Below are 21,211 nucleotides of genomic sequence, written 5' to 3' on the forward strand. Positions count from 1 at the left end.
AAGGCGGTTCCATGTCGCACCGACCCGACCTCGGCTATTACGACGAAGGCCAGGATCTTGCGGACGCGGCCTTCTACGCCGACGCCATTGGGCCGGCAGGCGGCGCGCGCGTCCTGCCGCCGGCGGCGTTCCGCTCGCTGAGCTACACGCTGCTCGAGGACGAGGCGGTCTGGACGCGCGACTGGATCTGCGTCGGCTCCCACGAGGCGATCCCCGACGTCGGCGACCTGCTGCCCTTCACGATCGGGACGCATGGCCTTCACGTGCAGCGTGCGGAAGAAGGGCTAAAGGCGCGCTTCAACAAGGCGCAGCATGGCGGCTGCCGAGTGGTGCCGCTGCAGTGCCAGACCGGCGCGAAGACCAAGTGCTCGTTCACGTCCTGCGGCTACAGCCGCGATCGCATGGCGATCCCGGCGGGCGAGCTCGGCGACGGCACTCCCGAGATGCATCAATATCTCGGCCTGCGCCCGGAACGACTGCTGACGGCCGATGTCCGCAGCTGGGGACCTTTGATCTTCGTCAATCTCGACGTCCGCCCGGAAGCGCCGGAAGCGAGCCTTTCGGAGCTGAACAGGCTCGGAGGCTTCTTCGGCAATGACAAGCGGGGATGTTCGGCCGAGACCTGGCTCGAATTCCCTGCCAACTGGAAACTCGTTGGGCAGCATCTCGCCTCCGGCGAGCCGGCGCTCGAGGACATGGACGGCGGGTGGATCCTCGCGACGGGCGCGCTCTCGAACGGCGAGCCGGCGCGGTTCGCCTGGCTGTTCCCGAACCTCGTTCTGATCGCGACCGACAGCGAGACCTGCGTGGCTATCCTTCAGCAGACCGCGATCGGGCAGACGCTCTGCCGCGTCAGGATCTATGGCGCCGCCGCGGCCGAGCGCGCCGATTTCTGGATCGCCGAGATCAACGGGCGCGCATCGGCCGCCGCCCAGGAGCATCTCGCTCTTTCCCGGTGGGGCACCCAGTTCCGGCCCGAAACGCTCAGCGCCCCGCTTCCCGTCCAGCGCGATTCGCACGGTCTGTGGATGCAACGCGTGCTGGCGGCGCGGGTTGCGCGAAGCCCCCGTAACGACATCCCGCAACCGCTGTTCCAGAACCCGAGAGGCTGACCTCATGCTCGCTCTTGAGATCCCGACCGGCGACGGCTCCCTCCTGGCGAGCGGCGTCGCGGCCTACAAGCGCGGCGAGTTCGGGCTGGCCTTCCTGTGCTTCTCCGAGCTCGCCGCAGCGGGCGACGCGGAGGCCAAGACCTGGCTCGGTTCGATGTACGCGCATGGCGAAGGCGTCGTCGCCTCGCTCAGCAAGGCCTTCGACCTCTATCTCGAGGGCGCGGAGGCGGGAAACCCGCTCGCCCAAACGAATGTCGGGGCGATGCTTGCGATGGGCCAGGGCGTCGAACAGAACGACGCCGAGGGCGTGAAGTGGCTGACCAAGGCCGCCACCCAAGGCGACCTGTTCGCCCAGTACAACCTGGCGACCCTCTACTCCAAAGGACAAGGAGTCGAGGTGGATTTGGCGGCCGCGGCTCACTGGTATCGTACGGCCGCTGAGGCCGGGCACTATCCGTCCCAGGCGCGTTTGGGTTTTCTCTACGCAAACGGCATCGGCGTCGAGAAGGACCGGGTCGAGGCCTTTGTCTGGCTCTCGCTCGCGGCGCAGCACGGCATCGGCAACGCGTTGAACGCGCTCGAGGCGGTCGCGTCGCAGATGTCGGCGGACGAGAAGCGCGCAGGCGCGGCCGGCGTCGATCGCTGGCGCTCGCGAACGGCGGAGACGTCTCGCCATGCCCGGCTAAACCCGGTTCCGGGTTAAGCCGAGATGGTGTTCAGCCCGCAGCAGATAAAATTCGAGTTTCTCAGTTACATCAAGGAGTTCGGCGGCAAAACCGAGGACTGGCGCGTAGGTTGCGCGGTAGATGCGCCGAAAGCGATGTTTGAAGAGAACAAGGTGGACTCGGAGCTAGACGTTTGGCTCTGGAAACCTGCGCTTTCACCGGCCGCCGCCGGGATTGTCTTCCGCTACATGACAGATCAGCTTCACGTTACGCCGGCAAGTATTTCGGTACCCGGATCCAGCATCTTTCTCTTCAAAAGATCCGAATCCGCAGCGGATTGACGCATCGTCAACGTTCTTGCAGCTGATGAAACGCGAGAGCGGCTCTTGCGACAAGCGTATTGGACGATCGCCGCCACAGACTTGGTGTTGATGCCTCATTTACGACAGCGCCACGACGAGTCGTTCTTGCCTTAGGCTGTGACGTAAATTCACAACACTTTCTCGAAACTTTTTCGCATCTGCGAGATAGCCCTAGTAAAAACGTCTAGATGACATTTAGATCATGCATCTTTTGGATTAGTAGGGGGACTTCCAGAATGTCGTTGTCGCTTAAGAAAATCGCGTATGGAGCGGTGCTTGCTGCCGCCGCAAGTCTCCCGGCGGCCACCGTCGCTTCGGCGGCCGACCTCGCGGCTCCCGAGCCGATGGTCGCGGAAGCCATCTCGTCATTCGACATCGCTTTCGGCTTCAAGGCTACGAGCGATTACCTCGTGCGTGGCATTTCGCAGACGAACGGCGATCCCGCGCTTCAGGGTTATGCCGAGCTGCAGGCTTTCGACTGGGTCTACGCCGGCGTCTGGGCGTCGAACGTCAGCTTCGGCGGCGCTCAGGACCCGTCGGCCGAGGTCGACTACTACGGCGGCGTCCGTCACAGCTTCGGGCCGGTCACGCTCGACGCGGGCTATGTCTGGGTCGACTTTACCGGTGAGGACAAGGGCTCCCGCACCCTCGCCTACGGCAAGGTGTACGGCGTCGTGAAATACGCCGTGACCGAGAGCTTCGATATCGGCGGCAACGTCTACTACGGTAGCGACTACATCAATCTCGGCGCCGAGATCACGCACGCGACCGCCTTCGCGAAGTACAAGTTCACGCCGTTCGCCGCAAATCCAGATATCGGCGCTTATATCTCCGGTTCGTTCTCCCACATGTGGACCAGCAAGAACTTCGTGCCGGACTACAGCTACTGGGACGCGGGCGCCGCCCTTACTTACAAGGGACTTACGCTCGACGTCCGGTACAACGACAGCAACCTGTCGAAGAGGGAATGCGGGCTTGAGATCGGTCACCGCAACGCCTGCGGCGATCGCTACCTCGTGACCCTCGCGTTCGACACCTCGATCAACAAGCTGAAGTAACCATCGTCCTAGCCAGGCCGCGCCGCGCTTTTCTTCGGAGAGCGCGGCGCGGCTCATCCTTCGGCTGGGCGCAACGCCAAGGCGAAGAGATCCGTGCAGCAACCGCTGTCACCGTCCGGAAATAGCCGCGCTAAAGATGAGGCTCCTGCCGATCAGGAGCAGCACGCCGCCGACCAAGCTTCGCTCGGCCGCAGCGTCGGCGAGACCATTAAACAAATCCGCATCCGCCGGGGATTGACGCTCACGGACCTCGCCCGGGCGAGCGACATCTCTCCCGGCATGTTGAGCCGTGTGGAGAACGGTCGCACCGCGGCCAGCCTCAGCCTCCTCGATCGCATCTGCGTCTCCCTGGGCGCGGACCTAGCCGGCATGTTCCGCGAGGTCGAGGTTGCGCGGCGCGGCATAAGGGTCATCCGCCTGAGCGACATGCCTCTCGTTAAGTCGAGGCGCTCGCTGCGCGCCGCCGAAATACGACGGATCGCACAGACCACCCTCGGCGCCGTCTCGATGGAAGCGCTACGCGTCACGGTCGCAGCCGATGCGCGCGCGCCCGCAAAACTCGACTGCGCCGGCCGAGGCCTGATCTATCTGCTCAGCGGTCAGGCCGAACTCACAGTCGACGGCGTCGCGGTCGTGATGGGCGCGGGCGACGCGCTCGACATCTCAGTTCCCGCCATCCTGCCGGTGCGCGCCATCTCCGGCGACGCGACGCTGCTCAGCTTCGCGCTCGTCGAATGATCGTCCCTGCACGATCAGGTGAAGCCGGCGAGCCGCGGGCTCTCTACGTCAATCGACTTATACGATCGATCGCTTCACACGTGGTCAGGTCGCTGACGCGGGTGGCGCTCAACGTGGGCGCACATGGCGCCGCGCCTCCACGCCGGCGAGCGTGCAACACGCCCTTTTTCCCGGCAATTCTCGTGCTTCGAAGGAGTTGAGCATGGCTGCTGGCGTCGTCTCCGCGCTCTGGCGCTACCCGGTGAAATCGGTGCTCGGCGAGGCCATCCGATCGGCGTCGCTCACAGCAGCGGGGCTGCACAAAGACCGCGCTTACGCCATCATCGACATCGAAAGCGGGAAGGTTGCGAGCGCCAAACGCCCGCAGCTCTGGCGCAAGATGCTCGAGCTGTCGACGGTCAGCGAGGCGGGCGACAGTTTCGCGATCCGTTTTCCGGACGGCGACGTCGTCGGCGTCGCCGACGCGGCGATCGACGACAAGCTCAGCGCGTTCCTCGGCCGAGCCGTCAGAATGTCGGCGCAAGCCGCCGACACGGACTCCCTCGACCGAGCCGTGCCCGAAGAAGTGCTGGCGCTCGGAGAGGGCGCCCAGGTGGACTCGACCCATCTGGTCCTCGCCCAGGGCTCGCCCGAAGGCGGCTTCTTCGACTACGCGCCGTATCACGTCATGACGCGCGCGAGTCTCGACTCCGTCCGCGACGCGCTTGGAGACGACAGCATCCTGGTCGAGCGCTACCGCGCCAACATCGTGATCGACTGCCCCGGGATCGCGCCCTTTGCGGAAAACAGCTGGACCGGATCGGAGCTCAGGATCGGGCCCGACGCCGTCCTGACCATCACCGGCGCGACGCCGCGCTGCGCGGTGCCGATGCTTTCGCACGGACATCTTCCGAAGGCGCCGGGCGCACTCACCAAGCTGGTCGAACTAAACCGGATCGAGCTCCCGGAGTTCGGCCCCGGAGTCTATCCGTGCCTCGGGGCGTTCGCGACGCTGAAACGCCCGGGCGTGGTTTCGATCGACGAGACGGTCGAACTCGTCTCCTGAGGCCCATGCCGGCGCCGCGCGCGCCCAGGGATCGGCCGCTTTTCAGTGGCTGATCATCCAGGGCCGCGCTTTCGGGAAACTCTTGGCTGCTCCGGCGGCCGTCGCGGGGGTCTTGAGGCTGCGGCCCGAACAGCAGCCGCATCCCGGCGCGTGGCTCTTCGAGCTCCTCGGTTCGTTCGAGGAGCGCTCGTTCGTGGCGGCGGCTCTGCGGCGCGCTGGGTCCATGCCGGCAAGCGCGGGCGCTGTCAGCAGCACGCGGGGAGCCGGTGTCCCGCAATCCGGGCAGCCGAGCGGCGCGTCGTAGGCGGACATCGGCATCAGCGCGGTGAACGGGCCGCAATCGGCGCAGGAATAGTCGTAGACGGGCATGAAGCGTTTCCCAATTCGCGTCCGCCGCGGCTGCTTAGCCGCGGCAGATTGCGTCGATGGATCAGAGATCGGCCGCGAGCGGCATATCGATCGAGCCGTCCAGGAACTTCGTCGGACCCGCGGCGCTTGGGTTGATGTCGAACTCGAAGATCTTGGTCGGCAGCCACAAGGTCGCGCAAGCGTTGGGGATATCGACGACGCCCGAGATGTGCCCCTGAACGGGCGCGGTGCCGAGGATCGAGTAGGCCTGCGCGCCGGAATAACCGAACTTCTTGAGATACTCGATCGCGTTCAGGCAGGCCTGGCGGTAGGCGACGTGGACGTCGAGGTAATGCTGCTTGCCGGCCTCGTCGACCGAGATGCCCTCGAAGATGAGGTAGTCGTCATATTTTGGCGTGATGACGGACGGCTTGAAGATCGGGTTCTTGATCCCGTATTTCGCGATGCCGTCTTTGATGACGTCGACCTTGAGATGCAGCCAGCCGGCCATCTCGATCGCGCCGCAGAAGGTGATCTCGCCGTCGCCCTGGCTGAAATGCAGGTCGCCCATCGAGAGCCCGCCGCCCGGCACGTAGACCGGGAAGTAGACCTTGGCGCCGCGCGACAGATCCTTGATGTCGCAATTGCCGCCATGCTCGCGCGGCGGCACGGTGCGTACGGCTTCCGCAGCCGCCTTGTCCTTCGCCTCGCCCTTGAGCCGGCCCATATGCGCCGTCGGCGCGAACGGCACGGTGCCGACAGGCGGCACGCGGTCCTTGTGCGCCTCGACGAACGGGATCTCTCGGTCGTTCCAGGTCTTGAGCAGGTTCGGATCGGGAAGGCAGCCGATCAGGCCGGGATGGATCAAACCGGGGAACCGGACGCCAGGGATATGGCGCGACTTCGTGAACATGCCCTCGAAGTCCCAGATCGACTTCTGGGCCGACGGGAAGTGTTCGGTGAGGAAGCCGCCCCCATTCTGCTTGGAGAAGAAGCCGTTGAAGCCCCACTGGCTGTCGGGCTTTGCGCCGATGTCGAGAATGTCGACGACCAAGAGATCGCCGGGCTCCGCGCCCTCGACGCCGATCGGGCCCGACAGGAAGTGGACGATGGTGAGGTCGATGTCGCGGACGTCGGACGCGTCGTCGTTGTTCTTGATGAACCCGCCGGTCCAGTCATAGGTCTCGATGATGAAGTCGTCGCCTGGCTTGGTCCAGGCCACCATCGGAATGTCCGGGTGCCAACGATTGTGCACCATGTCGTTGTCGTATGCGGACTGCGACAGGTCGACCTTGATCAGCGTTTCAGTCATCTCAGCTCCCCGTTTCTCGGAATTTCTTGGACGTTCGCTTAGGGACGGAAATCTTCAGACGGACAGGTATCGCGAGACCTTGGCCTCATCGACGGCCGAGCGCGGCTCGTCCTGGACGATCTCGCCGTTCTCGACGACCAGCACGCGGTCCGCGACGTCGAGCGCGAAGCTGAGCACCTGCTCGGAGACCACGATCGAGAGGCCCCGCTCGTCGCGGATGCGGCGCAGCGTTCGGGCCATCTCGCGGATGATCGAAGGCTGGATGCCCTCGGTCGGCTCGTCGAGAAGCAGCACCTTGGGCTTGGTCGCGAGCGCGCGGGCGATCGCGAGCTGCTGCTGCTGGCCGCCGGACAGGTTGCCGGCGCGACGGCTCTTCATCTCCAGCAGCACGGGAAAGAGTTCGTAGATGTCGGACGGGACGTTGCGCTCGCCGGTGGCGACCAGTCCGGTCTCGATGTTCTCCTTCACCGTCATCGTGGAGAACACCATCCGCCCCTGCGGCACGTAGGCGACCCCCTTCCTGACGCGCTGGTGGCTCTTCAGCGCGCCGATGTCCTCCCCGCCGAGACGGATGGCGCCGGCGGTCGTGGGCAGGACGCCCATCATGGTCTTCATCAGCGTGGTCTTGCCCATGCCGTTGCGACCCATGATCGCGACGATCTCGTTGGGCGCGACCTTGAAGTTCATCCCGTGAAGGACTTCGCTCTGGCCGTAGGAGACGTGCAGGTTCTCGACGTCGAGCATTGCCGCGCGCTCCCTCAGTGACCGAGATAGACTTCGACGACCTTGGGGTCGTTTTTGACCTTCTCCATCGAGCCCTCCGACAAGATTTTGCCCTGGTGGAGCACGGTGACCTTGTGGGCGATGTCCTCGACGAATTTCATGTCGTGCTCGATCACCAGCACCGAGCGGTTCTTGATGATCGTGTTGAGGAGCTCCGCGGTCTTGATCCGCTCGCTCACGCTCATGCCGGCGACCGGCTCGTCGAGCATCAGCAGTTCGGGGTCCTGGATCAGCAGCATGCCGATCTCGAGCCACTGCTTTTGGCCGTGGCTGAGGAAGGCGGCGTTGTCGTGCAGGCGGTCCTTGAGGAAGATGGCCTCGGCGACCTCGGCAACCCGCTCGCGCACCGCCGCGTCGCGCTTGAACGTCAGCGCGCCGAGGACCGAGCGGCCTCTCGGGTAGGAAATCTCGAGATTCTCGAAGACGGTAAGGTCGTCGTAGATCGAAGGCGTCTGGAACTTCCGCCCAACGCCGGCGAGCACGATCTGGCTCTCGCTCATCTTCGTCAGCTCCTTCTCGCGAAAGCGGATGGAGCCGGCGCTGGATTTCGTCTTGCCGCAGATGAGGTCGAGCACGGTCGTCTTGCCGGCGCCGTTGGGACCGATGATCACCCGGATCTCGTTCTCATCGACGTAGAATGACAGGTCATTCACGGCCTTAAAGCCGTCGAAGGAGACGGTGAGGCCCTCGACCGCGAGCAGATACTCTTTTGGCGGCGTACCAATCGTCGTCATCTTGCCCTCCTCACTCGGCCGGGGACGCGGCTGCGGCCTGCTTGGCGACGTTGGCTGCGGGGTCGGTCGGATCCTTGCTGTTCAGCTTGAGCGCGCGGTCGATGTGGGGCTGGACGTAATCGCGCCAGATGCCCGCCAATCCGTTGGGGAAGACCAGCACCACGGCGATGAACAGCCCGCCGAGACCCAGCAGCCAAAGCTCCGGAAAGCTTTCCGACAGGCTCGTCTTGGCGAAGTTGACCGCAAGCGTCCCGTAGACGGCGCCGAGGATCGAGAGGCGACCCCCAACCGCGGTGAAGATCACCATCTCGATCGAGGGAACGATGCCTACCAACGAAGGCGACATGAAGCCGACGTTCAAGGTGAACATCGCTCCGCCGATCGCGGCGAACACGCCGGCGAGGCAGAACACGAAGATCTGGAAGTTCGCGACCGAGTAGCCGGAGAACCGCACCCGGTCCTCCTTGTCGCGCATCGCGACCAGGATGCGGCCGAGCTTGGAGTCCCGCACATACATCGCGAAACCCACGATGCAGAGCAGCAGGATCGCGTTGACGAAATAGAGGATGAATTTGGCGCTGTCGGTCCGGATATCCCAGCCGTGCAGCGTCCGAAGATCCGTGATGCCATTCACGCCGCCGGTGTAGCCCTGCTGACCGATGATCAGGATGGTCGCGATGGCGGCGAGAGCCTGGGTGATGATCGCGAAATAGACGCCCGAGACGCGGCGCTTGAACATCGCCGAGCCGATCACGAAGCCGAACAGCGCCGGGATCAGGATGATCAGCAGGATCGTCAGCGGCAGCGAATGGAACGGCTGCCAGAAGTACGGCAGCTCGGTGATCTGGTTCCAGTCCATGAAGTCGGGGATGCCGGGCGTCGACTGGATCTTGGTGTTCTCGACCGACGACGCCTCGAGCTTGAGGTACATCGCCATGCCGTAGCCGCCGAGGGCGAAGAAGACGCCCTGCCCCAGGGACAGGATCCCGCCGAGGCCCCAACAGAGCACCAGCCCGACGGCGACAAAGGCGTAAGTCAGGTACTTCGCCACCAGATTGAGGCGGAACCCGTCGAGCAGAGCCGGGAAGACGACGATCAGGATGATTGCGAGCAAGCCGACCGCGATCAGGTCCTTGAGATCCATGAAGGATGGGGCGCGCTTCATCGGGGTGCTCCTCAGCGCCGCACTTTGAGAGTGAACAGGCCCTGGGGCCGCAGCATCAGGATCGCCACGACCGTCAGCAGCGTGATCACCTTCGCCATCGAGCCCGACAGGAAGAACTCGAGCGTCGACTGGGTCTGAGAGATCGAGAAGGCGGACGCGATCGTGCCGAACAGGCTGGCGGCGCCGCCGAAGACGACGATGAGGAAGGTGTCGACGATGTAGAGCTGGCCGGACGTCGGCCCCGTAGAGCCGATCATCGTGAAGGCCGAGCCCGCGACGCCGGCGATGCCGCAGCCGAGGCCGAACGTCATGCGGTCGACCCTCTCGGTGTCGATGCCGACAGCGCCCGCCATCACCCGGTTCTGCACCACCGCGCGGACCTGACGGCCCCAGCGCGCCTTATACATGAGCAACCCGACCGCGATGGTGATCAGCGCAGTCAGGCACATCACGAAGACGCCGTTGATCGGCACTTCGATCGTGTCGGTCACAGGGAGCGACCCGAGCAGCCAGTCCGGCAACACAACGCCGACTTCGCGAGGGCCGAACACCGAGCGGTAGGTCTGCTGCAGGATAAGGCTCAGCCCCCAGGTGGCGAGCAGGGTGTCGAGCGGCCGCTTGTAGAGGCGCTTGATCAGCGCCCATTCCACCAGCATCCCGAGCGATCCGGACGCCAGGAACGCCAACGCCATCGCCACGAAGAAGTAGCCGGGGAACAGGGAAGGCAGATAGGCGGAGAAAAACTCGGAGCAGAAATAGGTGACGTAGGCGCCGAGGATCATGAACTCCCCGTGGGCCATGTTGATGACGCCCATCTGCCCGAAAATGATCGCGAGTCCCAGCGCCATCAGAACGTAGACGGAGAACAGGATCAGGCCTGCGAAGCCCTGCATCGCGAAAATGGAGCCGAGGTCTCCAAGCGAATAGTCGCCGAACATCTTCTTCCCCCAGCCGCGCCGCCGGCCTTTTCGTCACAAAGAAGAATGGCCGGGGCGAGCGAGGCGCCCCGGCCGCAGGATCGTCAGACGATCACTGGTAGCCCTTTGGGAAGGGGTTCGGCTCGATGAGGTCCGGGCTCTCGTAGACCACCTTGAACTGACCGTCCTTCTGGGCGAGCCCGACGCGGGTCCTGGACCAGAGATGATGGTTCTCGTGGATCTTGACGTAGCCTTCCGGCGCCTTGGTGAACTCGATGCCGGGCGAGGCTGCGGCAATCTTGTCGATGTCGAAGGAGCCGGCCTTCTCGACAGTCATTTTCCAGAGCCAAGGCCCGAGATAGGCGGCTTGGGTGACGTCGCCGATCACGGTCTTCTCGCCCCACATCTTCTTGAAGGCGGCGACGAATTCCTTGTTGTTCGGATTGTCGAGCGACTGGAAGTACTTCATGCAGGCGTAAGCGCCCGCGATGTTGTCGCCGCCGATGCCGTCGATCTCATCCTCGGTGACCGAGATAGTCATCAGGGTCTGCTTCTCGAGATTGATGCCGGCCGCCTTCAGCTGCTTGTAGAACGCGACGTTCGAGCCGCCGACCACGTCCGTGAAGATCACGTCCGGCTTGGTCAGCTTCAGCTTGTTGATCACCGAGTTGAACTGGGTATGGCCGAGCGGGAAGTACTCTTCGCCGACGACCTTCGTCCCCTTCATGAAGTTTTCGATGTGCTTGCGCGCGATCTTGTTGGACGTGCGCGGCCAGATGTAATCCGAGCCGATGAAGAAGAAGGTCTTTGCCCCCTTCTCTTTCACGACCCAGTTGAGGCCGGCGAGGATCTGCTGGGTTGCTTCCTGGCCGGTGTAGATCACGTTTTTGGACTGCTCCAGACCTTCGTAGAAGGTCGGATAGTACAGCATGCCGTTGTACTGCTCGATCACCGGCAGCACGGCCTTGCGCGACGCCGAGGTCCAGCAGCCCATGATCGCCGCCACCTTGTCCTGGACCAGCAGCTTCTTCGCCTTCTCGGCGAAGGTCGGCCAGTCGGACGCGCCGTCCTCCTGGACGAACTTGATCTTGCGGCCGAGCACGCCGCCCATTTCGTTGATCTGCGAGATCGCGAGCTTCTCGGCCTGGATTGACCCCGTCTCCGAGATCGCCATCGTGCCGGTGACGGAATGCAGGATGCCGACCGTCACTTCGGTATCCGTGACCGCAAGCCCGGTGGTGTTGACCGCCGAGGTCGCGGGCGTGTCGGCAAAGGCCACCTTCGGAAACAGGCCTGCCAGCGGCGCGGCCGCTATGCCCATCAGTAGCTGGCGGCGCAGCCGCGATTGGAGCTGGTCGTCCGGTCCGGCCATCGATCTCTCCGCATCCCCCAGCCTCAATCGAGGCGACTGTGGCTAGGCTGATCCGGGTTTTGCGATGCAGCATATACGTCGGTTGACGTATATCGGCCTGAGACCGAGGCCGCCTATCGTGCGGACAGCGCGCGAGGACGAATTTTCGAAATGATCTGAGTGGCTCCGCCGAACAGGCAAGCGTCTTGCTTGTCGTCTTGGGCGTCAGGATTGTTGGAGGGGTCTATTTTGCGCTGCGGCGGGGCGAGCGGCGGTTTGGACTGCGGATTGCAGGTCGAGCCATGACCGACCGCCTCCGCATCATTCCCGTGCGCCGTCGCTATAATCAGTGGGTCGCTGACGAGACGCTTGAGGATTACGCGCTTCGCTTCACCGCCAAGAGCGCCAGGCGGTGGTCCGCGGTTCGGGTGGGCAACACAGCGCTCGGGGCAGTCTCGTTCCTGGCGCTGGAAGCGATCGGCGGTGCGATCACCCTGAGCTACGGCTTCGAGAACGCGGTCGCCGCGATTGCCGTCGTATCGGCGCTGATCTTCCTTACCGGCCTGCCGATCGCCTATTACGCGGCGCGCGACGGCGTCGACATCGACCTGCTGACCCGCGGCGCCGGCTTCGGCTACATCGGATCGACGATCACATCGCTGATCTATGCCTCTTTCACCTTCATCTTCTTCGCCATCGAGGCGGTCATCATGGCGCTCGCGCTGCAGCTCTGCTTCGGGCTGCCGCTCGCGATCGGCTATGTGGTATCGGCGATCGCGGTGATCCCGATCGTGACCCACGGCATCGCGTGGATTAGCCGGTTCCAAGTCTGGACCCAGCCGCTCTGGATCGCCCTTCATCTCGCGCCGCTGACCTTCATCGCGCTTCAGGACGACGCGAGCTTTGCGGAATGGACCGGCTATTCCGGCGCAACGGTTCACGGCGGAGACCTCAACCTGCTGGGCGCGGGGGCCGCCGGCGCGGTGGTGTTTGCGCTCGTCGCGCAGATCGGAGAGCAGGTCGACATCCTGCGCTTCATGCCGGAACGGAAGGTCTCCGGACGGCTCGGCTGGTGGGCCGCGCTGATCGCCTCCGGGCCGGGCTGGATCGTGCCCGGCGCGGTGAAGATGGCGATCGGCTCCTTCCTCGCTGTGCTCGCGATGTCGCACGGCGTCCCGGCGTCTCATGCCGGCGAGCCGACCCAGATGTACCTCGTCGCCTTCGGCTACGTGTCATCGTCGCCGCAGGTGGCGCTTGCTCTGACCGGGGCGTTCGTCGTGGTCTCGCAGCTGAAGATCAACGTCACCAACGCCTACGCCGGCTCGATCGCCTGGTCGAACTTCTTCTCGCGGCTGACCCACGCCCATCCCGGGCGGATCGTGTGGCTGTTCTTCAACGTCGCGATCGCGGTGCTCCTGATGGAGGCCGGCATCTACAAGACGCTGGAACAGACGCTCGGGCTCTATTCGGTGGTCGCCGTCGCCTGGGTCGGAGCGCTCGTCGCGGACCTCACCATCAACAAGCCGCTCGGCCTCAGCCCGCGCCGCATCGAGTTCAAGCGAGCCCATCTCTACGACGTCAATCCGGTGGGCGTCGGCGCCATGGTGCTAGCGACCGTGGCCGCGATCACCTCATATGCCGGCGTCTTCGGGATCTACGCGCAGGCGCTGGCGCCCTTCATCGCGCTCGTGGTGGCGTTTCTCGCGGCGCCCGTGATCGCGCTTGCGACGGGCGGGCGCTTCTATCTCGCGCGCAAGCCTCGGGCCGAATGGCGACTTAGGCCTTCGCTCGCCTGCGCGGTTTGCGAGAACGCGTTCGAGCCCGAGGACATGGCGCATTGTCCGGTCTATTCCGGGCCGATCTGTTCGCTGTGCTGTTCGATCGACGCGCGCTGCCGGGACGGCTGCAAGCCGCACGCTCGCTATCAGGCGCAGGTGGTGGGTCTGCTCGCGGCCATCCTGCCAGACTGGTCCATCAGCCGCCTGAACACGCGCACCGGCCACTTCTTCGGCGTGTTCGTGACCCTGTGCGGCATCCTCGGCCTCGTTCTGTCGCTCGTCCATTTCCTCGCCGTCCAGGCGGCGCCGAAAGAGGCGGCCGCGGTCGCGGGCGCGCTTTGGGCGGTGTTCCTGATCCTTGTGATCATAGCCGGCGTCGCGGCATGGCTGTTCGTGCTCGCCCAGGAGAGCCGGGAGATCGCGCAGGACGAAAGCTCGCGCCAGACCTCGCTGCTGATGCGCGAGATCGGGGCGCACAAGAAGACCGACGCGGCCCTCCAGCGCGCCAAAGAGGTGGCGGAGGCCGCAAACCTCGCGAAGAGCCGCTACGTCGTCGGCATCAATCACGAACTCCGCACGCCGCTCAACGCCGTGCTCGGCTATGCGCAGTTGCTCGACGCAGACGCCGGGTTGTCTCCCAAGACCCAAAAGGGCGTTCGGGTCATCCGCCGCAGCGCCGAGCATCTGTCCGGGCTGATCGACGGCCTGCTCGATATCGCCAAGGTCGAGGCCGGACGGCTGAAGCTGTCGCGCGATGAGGTCTGGACGGGGGCTTTCCTCGATCAGCTCGCAGACATGTTCCGCCTGCAGGCGACCGCGAAGGGCATCGACTTTGCGTTCAGTGGCGCGGGGTCGCTGCCGCCCGTGGTGCGCGCCGACGAGAAGCGGCTCAGGCAGGTGCTGATCAACCTGCTGTCCAATGCGGTGAAATTCACCGATTCCGGCCGCGTCTCGCTCCAGGTCACTTACCGCAGTCAGGTTGCCGAGTTCGAGATCGCCGACACCGGCGTCGGCATCCGTCCCGAAGACGCCGAGCGCGTGTTCGAGCCGTTCGAACGCGGCGCGATGAGCCGCGCTCAGCTCCAGCCCGGCATGGGGCTCGGCCTCACCATCACCAAGCTGCTGGTCGAGATCATGGGCGGCGAGATTCTGCTCACGAGCACGCCCGGCCAGGGCTCGACATTCCGCGTCAGGCTGATGCTCGCCCATGTCGCGGACGCGCGCCCCCCGGCGGCCGCCAGGGCGCGCGTCCTTGGCTATACCGGCCGGCGTCGGGTCGTGCTCGTGGCCGACGACGACGATGACCAGCGCAACCTGATGCGCGAGGCCCTGGAGCCGATCGGCTTCATGGTCGTGACAGCGACCGACGGCGTCGCTGCGATGACGATCGCCGAGGAGTGCAGGCCGGACTTGGTGCTGCTCGACATCTCGATGCCCGGAATGTCCGGCTGGGACGTGGCGCGCAGGCTGCGCGAGACCGGTCACGACGCCCCGATCGTGATGATGTCCGCGAGCATCGGCGACACCGCCTCGCAGCCGGCCCGGGCGCCGGATCATAACGGAGCGATCTCCAAGCCGGTCGATCTCCAGGCGCTGATGACTCGCGTCGAGGCCCTTCTCGGCCTGAGCTACGTGACGGAGAGCGAGAGCGGGGGTCCCGCGCACGCCAATTCGCCGGAAGAGCACGCCCGGCCGGCGGCGCGCCATGTCGAGGAACTCGCTCGGCTGGGGGAAATCGGCTACGTCAGCGGCATCGAGTCCAAGCTCGCCGAGCTGGAAGCCGCCGATCTCGGGACCGGCGCATTCGTCACGGCGGCGCGCGAGCGCATCCGCGCGTTCGATCTCCGCGGCTACATGGCGCTGCTCGAGCGCCGGAATGTGCCCGAGACCGCCGATGACTGAGCCTGCGCCACGCACAGTCGTGCTCGTGGTCGACGACAGCCCCGAGACGCTCGCGATGCTGACGGAGGCGCTGGAGCGGACCGGGGCGGTCGTCCTAGTCGCCACGGACGGCGAGCGCGCGCTCGCCGCGGTTGAACGCGTGGCGCCGGACCTCATCCTGCTCGACGCGGTTATGCCCGGCCTCGATGGCTTCGAGACCTGTCGCCGACTGAAGAAGCTCTCGGCGCTGACGCACGTGCCGGTGATCTTCATGACGGGCCTCAAGGAGACCGACCGCATCGTCGAGGGACTTGAGGCCGGCGGCGTCGACTACGTCACTAAGCCCATTGTGATCGACGAGTTGCTGGCGCGCATCCGGGTCCATATCGACAACGCCCGCCTGTCGCGGAGCGCCCGCGCGGCGCTCGACACCACGGGGCGCTTCCTGTTCGCGGCCGACAGGAACGGTCGTCTGCTCTGGTCGACGCCGCAGGCGACCCGGCTGCTCGCGACCGCATCACCAAACTTCAGCGCGGAAGATCTCGCATTGCCGGAGATCGTCGCCAAATGGCTCGTCGCCCGCAGCGAGGGCCGCAGCGACCAGCCTTCGGTGAGCCTTCAGGCCGGCGCCGAGGGCGCCTCGCTGGTGGTCGCCTTCGTTGGGCAGTCCGACCGGGACGAGTTGCTGCTCCGCGTCACGCAGGAAGGCGGCTCGGACTACGCCGCCCTGTTCAAGGATCGCCTGGGCGTCACCACGCGCGAGGCCGACGTCCTGCTATGGATCGCCCGCGGGAAGTCGAACCGCGACATCGGCGAGATCCTGGGCATGAGCCCGCGGACCGTGAACAAACATCTGGAGCAGATCTACGTGAAGCTCGGCGTCGAAAACCGTGCGGCGGCGGCCGCCGCCGCCGTCCGCGTCCTGCAGTAGCGCGCCCCGCTCAGATCAACGCCTTCGGCAACATCATGTGGATGCCTTTGTTGCCGTCGACGAGCTGCGTCACCCGCAGGTTCCCGGCGAGCGAGCACAGCATGTAAGCCTCGTTGCGGGTGAGGTTGGAGCGCAAGCAGACGTGACGGACCATCTCGCGCACCGCCTGCTTGGCGGCGTCGTCGAGGTCTTCGTCGAGGCCGATCGACATCAGGTGCGTTTCGTTCTCCGCGAAGGGGAAGTCGATCGCGAGGTCCTTGCGGACGGTAAGGCGGAATGTGCCCTCGAGGCCGGTCTCGAGCGCGGTGATGCAGACCTCGCCGTCGCCCTGCACGCCATGGCCGTCGCCCGCGAAGAACAGCGCGCCTTCGTTGAAGACCGGCAGATAGAGCGTCGCCCCCGGCTTCAGCTCCTTATTGTCCATGTTGCCGCCGAAGGCGCGTGGGACGGGCGAGCCGCAGCGGCCCCATGCGGGAGGCGGCGCAACGCCCATAATGCCGAAGAACGGGTCGAGCGGCACCTCCACGCCCCAGGGAAGCCTGCAGACGCCGGCCGCCGTGTCGATCGCGGGGTGGATCGTTTCATAGTCGGTGAACTCGTCCGGCAGCGTGCCGAGCAGCGGCAGAATCGCGACGAAGCCCCAGTCCATCGTGGGCTTGGCTTCGAGGATGTCGATCTGAAGCGCGTCACCCGGCTCCGCGCCCTCCACGAAGATCGGCCCGGTGATGAAGTGCGGCCCCCCGCCCTGCTGCAGCGTGTCGAGCGCGGCCAGATAGTCCGCTGGCGCCTTCGAGGAGTCCGGCGGCAGGCACTCCTTGCCGCCAGCGGGGAACGAGGTGAGCGTCACGGTGTCGCCGGAGGCGATGCGCACGACCGGCTTGAGCGCGCTGTCGAGATAGCCCCAGACCATGTTCTCGGGCGCGGAGGAGATCGTGTGGTGACGGGCCATGGGAGCCTCGCTTTCCTGCGTTTGCTTTAGACGGACATGAAACGGGACAGGCGCTCGCGGCTCATCTCGCCGCGGGCGCCCCGATCGACGATCTGGCCGCGCGAGAGCACCACGAAGCCGTCCGCGACCGCGGTCGCGAAATCGAGATATTGTTCGACCAGCAGGATCGAGATCCGGCCCTTGAGGCCGCTCAGCACGGTCTCGATCAACTGGACGATCGAGGGTTGGACCCCTTCCGTCGGCTCGTCGAGGATGAGCAGTTTCGGCTTCGTGATGAGGGCTCGCGCGATCGCGAGCTGCTGTTGCTGTCCTCCGGAGAGAGCGCCCCCGCGCCGGCCCGCCATCTCGCCAAGGATTGGGAACAGCCGGACCGCCTCGGAGATCCCTTCCCCCGCTGGGTCGCCATGCGCGCGGGCGGCCACGAGAAGGTTCTCCCTGACCGTCAGCTCCGCGAAGATCTCCCGGCCTTGGGGCACATAGGCGATCCCCGCGCGGGATCGGCGATGGTTCTGGCTCAGCGTGACATCCGCGCCATCGAATGTGATCGACCCGCGCGTGACAGGCAGCAGCCCGACGAGGCACCTCAGCAAAGTCGACTTGCCGGCGCCGTTGCGGCCGAGCACCGCGAGGCACTGGCCGGGCTCGACCTCGAACGAGACCATCCTCAGAACCTGAGCGCCGCCGTAATGCTGGTCGAGGTCGCGGACCATGAGTTTCATCGCGTCACCGGCCGAGATAGACGTCGACGACGCGGGCGTCCGCGCGGGCTCTCGCCATCGAGCCTTCGAACAGCGTACGGCCCTCATGCAGCACCGTGACGCGATCCGCGATCGCCTCGACGAAGTCCATGTCGTGCTCGACCACGACGATTGCGCGGCCGGGCGTCCTGAGCCGTCGCACCAGCGCCGCGGTGCGCTCCGTCTCCTCGTCTGTCAGCCCCGCGACCGGCTCGTCCAGCATCAGCACCTTGGGCTCCGACACGACCACCATGGCGATCTCAAGCCACTGCTTCTGGCCGTGCGCGAGCTCGCTCGCGAGCCGGTCCGCATGGTCCGAAAGCCCGACCGTCTCGAGGATCGCCGCGACCTTCTCCTTTGAACCCGCGTCGTTGGCGCCGCCGAGCCCGATCTCGACATTGTCGCGGACGGAGAGCGCCTCGAACACGCTAGGCTTCTGGAATTTCCGCCTGACGCCGGACCGCGCGATCGCGGCCTCGCTGCGGCGCGTGAGCTCCAGCCGCTCGTCGAACAGGATGCGGCCGGACTTCGCGCGGCTGACGCCGGAAACGACGTCGAGCAGCGTGGTCTTGCCGGCGCCGTTTGGGCCGATGACGGCGCGCACCTCGCCATAGTCGATCGCGAGCGACAGATCGTCGATCGCGCGGAAGCGCCCGAACTCGACGGTCAGCCCTTCGACCAGCACCGCAACCGTCATGAGGGTGCATCCTTCGGCTGAAGCGCGCCCGGCCGCGTGAGCATCGCGGGCCGCCAGCGGCCGATGTCGAGCAGCCCGTTCGGGAAGATCAGCGCGACTAGAATGACGAGAGCCGACAGCACGAACGGCCAGAGTTCGGGGAGCGTCGCCGAGAGCGAGAACTTGATGGCGTTGACGACGACCGCCCCGATCACGGCGCCGGCGAGCCGCCCGCGTCCGCCGATCGCGCACCAGACGGCGATCTCGAGCGAGAGCTCAGGCGACAGCACGCGCGGATTGATGATGCCGACCTGCGGCACGTAGAGCAGTCCAGCGATCGCTGCGATCACCGCCGACAGGCACCAGACCGCGAGCTTGAGCCGCAGCGTCTCGTAGCCGAGAGAGCGCAGCCGGGTCTCGTCGTCGCGCGTGGCGACCAGCAGGCGGCCGAACCGCCCGATCATCAGCAGGCGGCAGCCAACCAACGTGAGGCCAAGCGCTCCAAGCGACGCGAGCGCCAGCCCCTCCGCGACCCCCGGCGTCTGGAACGGGACGCCGAAGATCGTCTGAAAGCCGGTCATGCCGTTGTTGCCGCCGAAGCCGGTGTCGTTTCGGAACATCAGCAGCATCGCGACATAGACGAGCGCCTGGGTGATGATCGCGAAGTAGACGCCGCCGACCCGCGAGCGGAACGACACCCAGCCGAAAGCGAAGGACGCCGCGAACGAGACCGCGACCGCAGCGAGCAGCGCTATCGAAAAGCTCCCGAGCGGCCCCCACCAATTGGGAAGCGCCGTCCAGCCCATGAACTGAACGATATCAGGCGTGATCCCGGTGGTCGCAACCGACTGCTCAAGCAGGTGCATGCCGGCGACGTAGCCGCCGATCGCGAAGAACAGTCCGTGCCCAAGACTGAGGATGCCGGCATATCCCCAGATCAGGTCCAGCGCGACCGCGAGTAGAGCGAAGCAGGCGAGTTGCCCGACGATGTTGACGCGATAGCCGGACAGGCCGGGCCACAGGGCCACGGCCGCAAAAGCGAGCAACGTCGCCGCCGCGACGCCTGAAAAGACGCGGTCGTCCAGCGCGCGGGCGAGATACGCCTTTTTCGGAGCGATCACTTGCGGCGTCCCTTCACGGCGTAGAGGCCCTCGGGACGCCACTGCAGGAACGCTATGATCATCAGCAGCACGATCACCTTGGCGGCGACCGCGCCGTAGAGCGGTTCGATGAGCACGTTGATCTGGCCGACGCCGAGCGACGCGATCGCCGTGCCGGCTAGCGTCCCCACACCGCCCAGCACCACGACCATGAAACTGTCGACGATGAAGTTCGAGCCCATCTGCGGATTCACATTGTAGATCGGGCAGAGCGCAAGCCCCGCAAGGCCGGCGAGCCCCGAGCCCAGCCCGAACGCCATCATATCGACGCGGCGGGTAGCTATGCCCACGCAGCCCGCCATCGCACGGTTCTGGGTGACGGCGCGAATATTGAGGCCAAGCGGCGTGCGCTTCAGCACAAACCAGGTCAGCGCGAGCGTGACGGCCGCAAACACAATCGCGAACAGGCGGTTCCAGGTGACGATGAAGTCGCCCATCAGGAGCCGGCCGCCCGAGATGTACCAGGGGGTGACGAACTGGAGGTTCTGAGTGCCGACCGCGACCCGCATCAGGTTCACGAGCAGCAGGCTGACCGCCCAGGTCGCGAGCAACGTCATCAGCGGGCGGGTATAGAGACGGCGCACGATCGTCGCCTCGACGGCGACGCCGATTCCCGCCGTCACGACGAACACGACAGGGATCGCGGCGATCAGGTACCAGTCGATCAACGACGGCGCGACGGCGCGCAGCGTCTCCTGCACGGCGTAGGCGACATAGGCGCCAATCATGATGAACTCGCCCTGGGCGAGATTGATCACGCCCATCAGCCCGAAGATGATCGCGAGGCCGGCCGAGGCCATGAACAGGATCGAGGCGAATGACAGGCCGTTGTAGAACACGTTGAGGGCGTTCGAGAGCGCGAGCCAGCGCCCGATTGAGGCGACGCCTTCGTCGACCGCGCCGCGGAAGGCGGGGTCGGTCCGATAGGCCGGATCGCTCTTCAGCCCGTCGACCCGGGTGAGCGCCCGACGGTCCGACGTTGCGGCGATGTGTTCGATCGCCGCGATGCGCTTGGGCATGTCCGGCGAGTTGAGCAGCGCCGCCTGGCCGACGCCGAGGATGCGGGCCTTCAGCCCCGCGTCGGCTTCGGTCTCCGCCGCCTTTTCGAAGAACTCCGGCGGCAGCGATCCGGCGCGGCGCTCGAGCGCCGCAAGAGCTGCGCCGCGCTCATCCGCCGTCGCGCCGCTCCGAAGCGTGGCCGCGGCGCGGACAGTCTCGAACAGCGGCCGGTTCTTCAGGCTGAGCAGCGGAGACGTTCCGCCCCCGCCGTCAACGGGGCTGAGGGTCACGGCGTTCACCGCGCCCTCGGAACGCACGATCATCGCGCCGCCGGGACCACATTTCAGACCTCGGTCGATCGCAGCGCCGGCGAGCGCCACGGTCCATTTCGCGTCGTCGGCCGAGGCGTCGACCAGTCCTGCAGCCATGGCGTTGGCCGCGTCCGTCATGCCCGCCGCGCCGCCGCAGGCCTGCGCCGCAATGGCCGCGCGATCGAACGCCGCCGCAGCC

Annotated in this window: 20 protein-coding genes; 8 read left to right on the forward strand and 12 right to left on the reverse strand. The window is 65.7% G+C overall.

Features of this window, described 5'->3' with window-relative positions; translation table 11 throughout:
- The first annotated feature begins 11 nt into the window (after positions 1-11).
- The 6 genes from EYR15_RS00920 to EYR15_RS00945 all read left to right on the forward strand — a co-directional run bounded on the left by EYR15_RS00920 (position 12) and on the right by EYR15_RS00945 (position 4,980).
- Positions 12-1,112, forward strand: a complete 1,101-nt coding sequence (locus EYR15_RS00920; RefSeq protein ID WP_131001015.1) for a Rieske (2Fe-2S) protein — start codon at positions 12-14, stop codon at positions 1,110-1,112.
- 4 nt (positions 1,113-1,116) lie between these two features.
- Positions 1,117-1,815, forward strand: a complete 699-nt coding sequence (locus EYR15_RS00925) for a tetratricopeptide repeat protein (protein WP_131001016.1) — start codon at positions 1,117-1,119, stop codon at positions 1,813-1,815.
- Positions 1,816-1,821: 6 nt separating this feature from the next.
- Positions 1,822-2,118, forward strand: coding sequence for a hypothetical protein (locus tag EYR15_RS00930; RefSeq protein WP_131001017.1), 297 nt, complete (start codon positions 1,822-1,824; stop codon positions 2,116-2,118).
- A gap of 257 nt (positions 2,119-2,375) precedes the next feature.
- Entirely contained in the window at positions 2,376-3,197 is an 822-nt protein-coding gene (locus tag EYR15_RS00935) for a TorF family putative porin (protein WP_131001018.1), read from the forward strand.
- Positions 3,198-3,290: 93 nt separating this feature from the next.
- Positions 3,291-3,935: a helix-turn-helix domain-containing protein gene (locus EYR15_RS00940; protein WP_131001019.1), complete on the forward strand. Its 645-nt coding sequence runs from the start codon at positions 3,291-3,293 to the stop codon at positions 3,933-3,935.
- A gap of 202 nt (positions 3,936-4,137) precedes the next feature.
- The gene (locus EYR15_RS00945; RefSeq protein ID WP_131001020.1) at positions 4,138-4,980 is read left to right on the forward strand and encodes an MOSC domain-containing protein; all 843 of its coding nucleotides are present in this window, start codon (positions 4,138-4,140) and stop codon (positions 4,978-4,980) included.
- A gap of 42 nt (positions 4,981-5,022) precedes the next feature.
- On the opposite strand, the gene EYR15_RS00950 is transcribed toward EYR15_RS00945, so the two are convergent.
- The 7 genes from EYR15_RS00950 to urtA form a co-directional block, all read right to left on the reverse strand.
- On the reverse strand, positions 5,023-5,349 hold the full coding sequence (locus tag EYR15_RS00950; protein ID WP_131001021.1) for an FmdB family zinc ribbon protein: 327 nt from the start codon (positions 5,347-5,349) through the stop codon (positions 5,023-5,025).
- A gap of 61 nt (positions 5,350-5,410) precedes the next feature.
- On the reverse strand, positions 5,411-6,640 hold the full coding sequence (gene fmdA, locus EYR15_RS00955) for a formamidase (protein ID WP_131001022.1): 1,230 nt from the start codon (positions 6,638-6,640) through the stop codon (positions 5,411-5,413).
- Between the two features lie 54 nt (positions 6,641-6,694).
- Entirely contained in the window at positions 6,695-7,384 is a 690-nt protein-coding gene (urtE, locus tag EYR15_RS00960; RefSeq protein WP_131001023.1) for an urea ABC transporter ATP-binding subunit UrtE, read from the reverse strand.
- A gap of 14 nt (positions 7,385-7,398) precedes the next feature.
- Positions 7,399-8,157 (reverse strand): urea ABC transporter ATP-binding protein UrtD, encoded by a 759-nt coding sequence (gene urtD / locus EYR15_RS00965; RefSeq protein ID WP_131001024.1) that lies wholly within the window; start codon positions 8,155-8,157, stop codon positions 7,399-7,401.
- 10 nt (positions 8,158-8,167) lie between these two features.
- Positions 8,168-9,322, reverse strand: coding sequence for an urea ABC transporter permease subunit UrtC (urtC, locus tag EYR15_RS00970; RefSeq protein ID WP_131001025.1), 1,155 nt, complete (start codon positions 9,320-9,322; stop codon positions 8,168-8,170).
- Positions 9,323-9,333: 11 nt separating this feature from the next.
- Positions 9,334-10,260 carry an urea ABC transporter permease subunit UrtB gene (urtB, locus tag EYR15_RS00975; RefSeq protein WP_131001026.1) on the reverse strand — a complete coding sequence of 309 codons (927 nt, stop codon included), beginning with the start codon at positions 10,258-10,260 and terminating at the stop codon, positions 9,334-9,336.
- 91 nt (positions 10,261-10,351) lie between these two features.
- Positions 10,352-11,611, reverse strand: a complete 1,260-nt coding sequence (urtA, locus tag EYR15_RS00980) for an urea ABC transporter substrate-binding protein (RefSeq protein ID WP_131001027.1) — start codon at positions 11,609-11,611, stop codon at positions 10,352-10,354.
- Positions 11,612-11,892: 281 nt separating this feature from the next.
- On the opposite strand from urtA, the gene EYR15_RS00985 reads away from it, so the two are divergent.
- Positions 11,893-15,270, forward strand: coding sequence for a hybrid sensor histidine kinase/response regulator (locus EYR15_RS00985; protein ID WP_131001028.1), 3,378 nt, complete (start codon positions 11,893-11,895; stop codon positions 15,268-15,270).
- Positions 15,263-16,180 carry a response regulator transcription factor gene (locus EYR15_RS00990; protein ID WP_131001029.1) on the forward strand — a complete coding sequence of 306 codons (918 nt, stop codon included), beginning with the start codon at positions 15,263-15,265 and terminating at the stop codon, positions 16,178-16,180. Before EYR15_RS00985 ends, EYR15_RS00990 begins: the two co-directional genes overlap by 8 nt.
- Before the next feature lie 10 nt (positions 16,181-16,190).
- On the opposite strand, the gene EYR15_RS00995 is transcribed toward EYR15_RS00990, so the two are convergent.
- The 5 genes from EYR15_RS00995 to urtB (EYR15_RS01015) are packed head-to-tail and all read right to left on the reverse strand — an operon-like array spanning position 16,191 to position 21,150.
- Positions 16,191-17,129: an acetamidase/formamidase family protein gene (locus tag EYR15_RS00995; protein ID WP_131001030.1), complete on the reverse strand. Its 939-nt coding sequence runs from the start codon at positions 17,127-17,129 to the stop codon at positions 16,191-16,193.
- A gap of 26 nt (positions 17,130-17,155) precedes the next feature.
- The gene (gene urtE, locus EYR15_RS01000; RefSeq protein WP_131001031.1) at positions 17,156-17,848 is read right to left on the reverse strand and encodes an urea ABC transporter ATP-binding subunit UrtE; all 693 of its coding nucleotides are present in this window, start codon (positions 17,846-17,848) and stop codon (positions 17,156-17,158) included.
- A gap of 4 nt (positions 17,849-17,852) precedes the next feature.
- Complete coding sequence (locus EYR15_RS01005) at positions 17,853-18,563, reverse strand: ABC transporter ATP-binding protein (RefSeq protein ID WP_131001032.1); 711 nt, start codon at positions 18,561-18,563, stop codon at positions 17,853-17,855.
- Positions 18,560-19,663, reverse strand: a complete 1,104-nt coding sequence (gene urtC, locus EYR15_RS01010) for an urea ABC transporter permease subunit UrtC (RefSeq protein WP_205741553.1) — start codon at positions 19,661-19,663, stop codon at positions 18,560-18,562. The genes EYR15_RS01005 and urtC (EYR15_RS01010) overlap by 4 nt, the downstream gene beginning before the upstream one ends.
- Positions 19,660-21,150: an urea ABC transporter permease subunit UrtB gene (gene urtB / locus EYR15_RS01015; RefSeq protein ID WP_245498082.1), complete on the reverse strand. Its 1,491-nt coding sequence runs from the start codon at positions 21,148-21,150 to the stop codon at positions 19,660-19,662. Before urtB (EYR15_RS01015) ends, urtC (EYR15_RS01010) begins: the two co-directional genes overlap by 4 nt.
- Between the last annotated feature and the right edge of the window lie 61 nt (positions 21,151-21,211).

It is taken from the genome of Hansschlegelia quercus (assembly GCF_004310425.1).
GTDB lineage: Bacteria > Pseudomonadota > Alphaproteobacteria > Rhizobiales > Methylopilaceae > Methylopila > Methylopila quercus.

Excerpts from the sequence above, each read along its gene's own strand:
- EYR15_RS00935 (WP_131001018.1), top strand. The coding sequence starts at position 2,376 with ATGTCGTTGTCGCTTAAGAAAATCGCGTATGGAGCGGTGCTTGCTGCC.
- urtB (WP_245498082.1), bottom strand. The coding sequence starts at position 21,150 with ATGACGGACGCGGCCAACGCCATGGCTGCAGGACTGGTCGACGCCTCG.
- EYR15_RS00925 (WP_131001016.1), top strand. The coding sequence starts at position 1,117 with ATGCTCGCTCTTGAGATCCCGACCGGCGACGGCTCCCTCCTGGCGAGC.
- urtA (WP_131001027.1), bottom strand. The coding sequence starts at position 11,611 with ATGGCCGGACCGGACGACCAGCTCCAATCGCGGCTGCGCCGCCAGCTA.
- urtE (WP_131001031.1), bottom strand. The coding sequence starts at position 17,848 with ATGAAACTCATGGTCCGCGACCTCGACCAGCATTACGGCGGCGCTCAG.
- EYR15_RS00930 (WP_131001017.1), top strand. The coding sequence starts at position 1,822 with ATGGTGTTCAGCCCGCAGCAGATAAAATTCGAGTTTCTCAGTTACATC.
- urtD (WP_131001024.1), bottom strand. The coding sequence starts at position 8,157 with ATGACGACGATTGGTACGCCGCCAAAAGAGTATCTGCTCGCGGTCGAG.
- urtC (WP_131001025.1), bottom strand. The coding sequence starts at position 9,322 with ATGAAGCGCGCCCCATCCTTCATGGATCTCAAGGACCTGATCGCGGTC.
- EYR15_RS00920 (WP_131001015.1), top strand. The coding sequence starts at position 12 with ATGTCGCACCGACCCGACCTCGGCTATTACGACGAAGGCCAGGATCTT.
- urtE (WP_131001023.1), bottom strand. The coding sequence starts at position 7,384 with ATGCTCGACGTCGAGAACCTGCACGTCTCCTACGGCCAGAGCGAAGTC.
- urtB (WP_131001026.1), bottom strand. The coding sequence starts at position 10,260 with ATGTTCGGCGACTATTCGCTTGGAGACCTCGGCTCCATTTTCGCGATG.
- EYR15_RS00990 (WP_131001029.1), top strand. The coding sequence starts at position 15,263 with ATGACTGAGCCTGCGCCACGCACAGTCGTGCTCGTGGTCGACGACAGC.
- fmdA (WP_131001022.1), bottom strand. The coding sequence starts at position 6,640 with ATGACTGAAACGCTGATCAAGGTCGACCTGTCGCAGTCCGCATACGAC.
- EYR15_RS00945 (WP_131001020.1), top strand. The coding sequence starts at position 4,138 with ATGGCTGCTGGCGTCGTCTCCGCGCTCTGGCGCTACCCGGTGAAATCG.
- EYR15_RS01005 (WP_131001032.1), bottom strand. The coding sequence starts at position 18,563 with ATGACGGTTGCGGTGCTGGTCGAAGGGCTGACCGTCGAGTTCGGGCGC.
- EYR15_RS00995 (WP_131001030.1), bottom strand. The coding sequence starts at position 17,129 with ATGGCCCGTCACCACACGATCTCCTCCGCGCCCGAGAACATGGTCTGG.
- EYR15_RS00985 (WP_131001028.1), top strand. The coding sequence starts at position 11,893 with ATGACCGACCGCCTCCGCATCATTCCCGTGCGCCGTCGCTATAATCAG.
- EYR15_RS00950 (WP_131001021.1), bottom strand. The coding sequence starts at position 5,349 with ATGCCCGTCTACGACTATTCCTGCGCCGATTGCGGCCCGTTCACCGCG.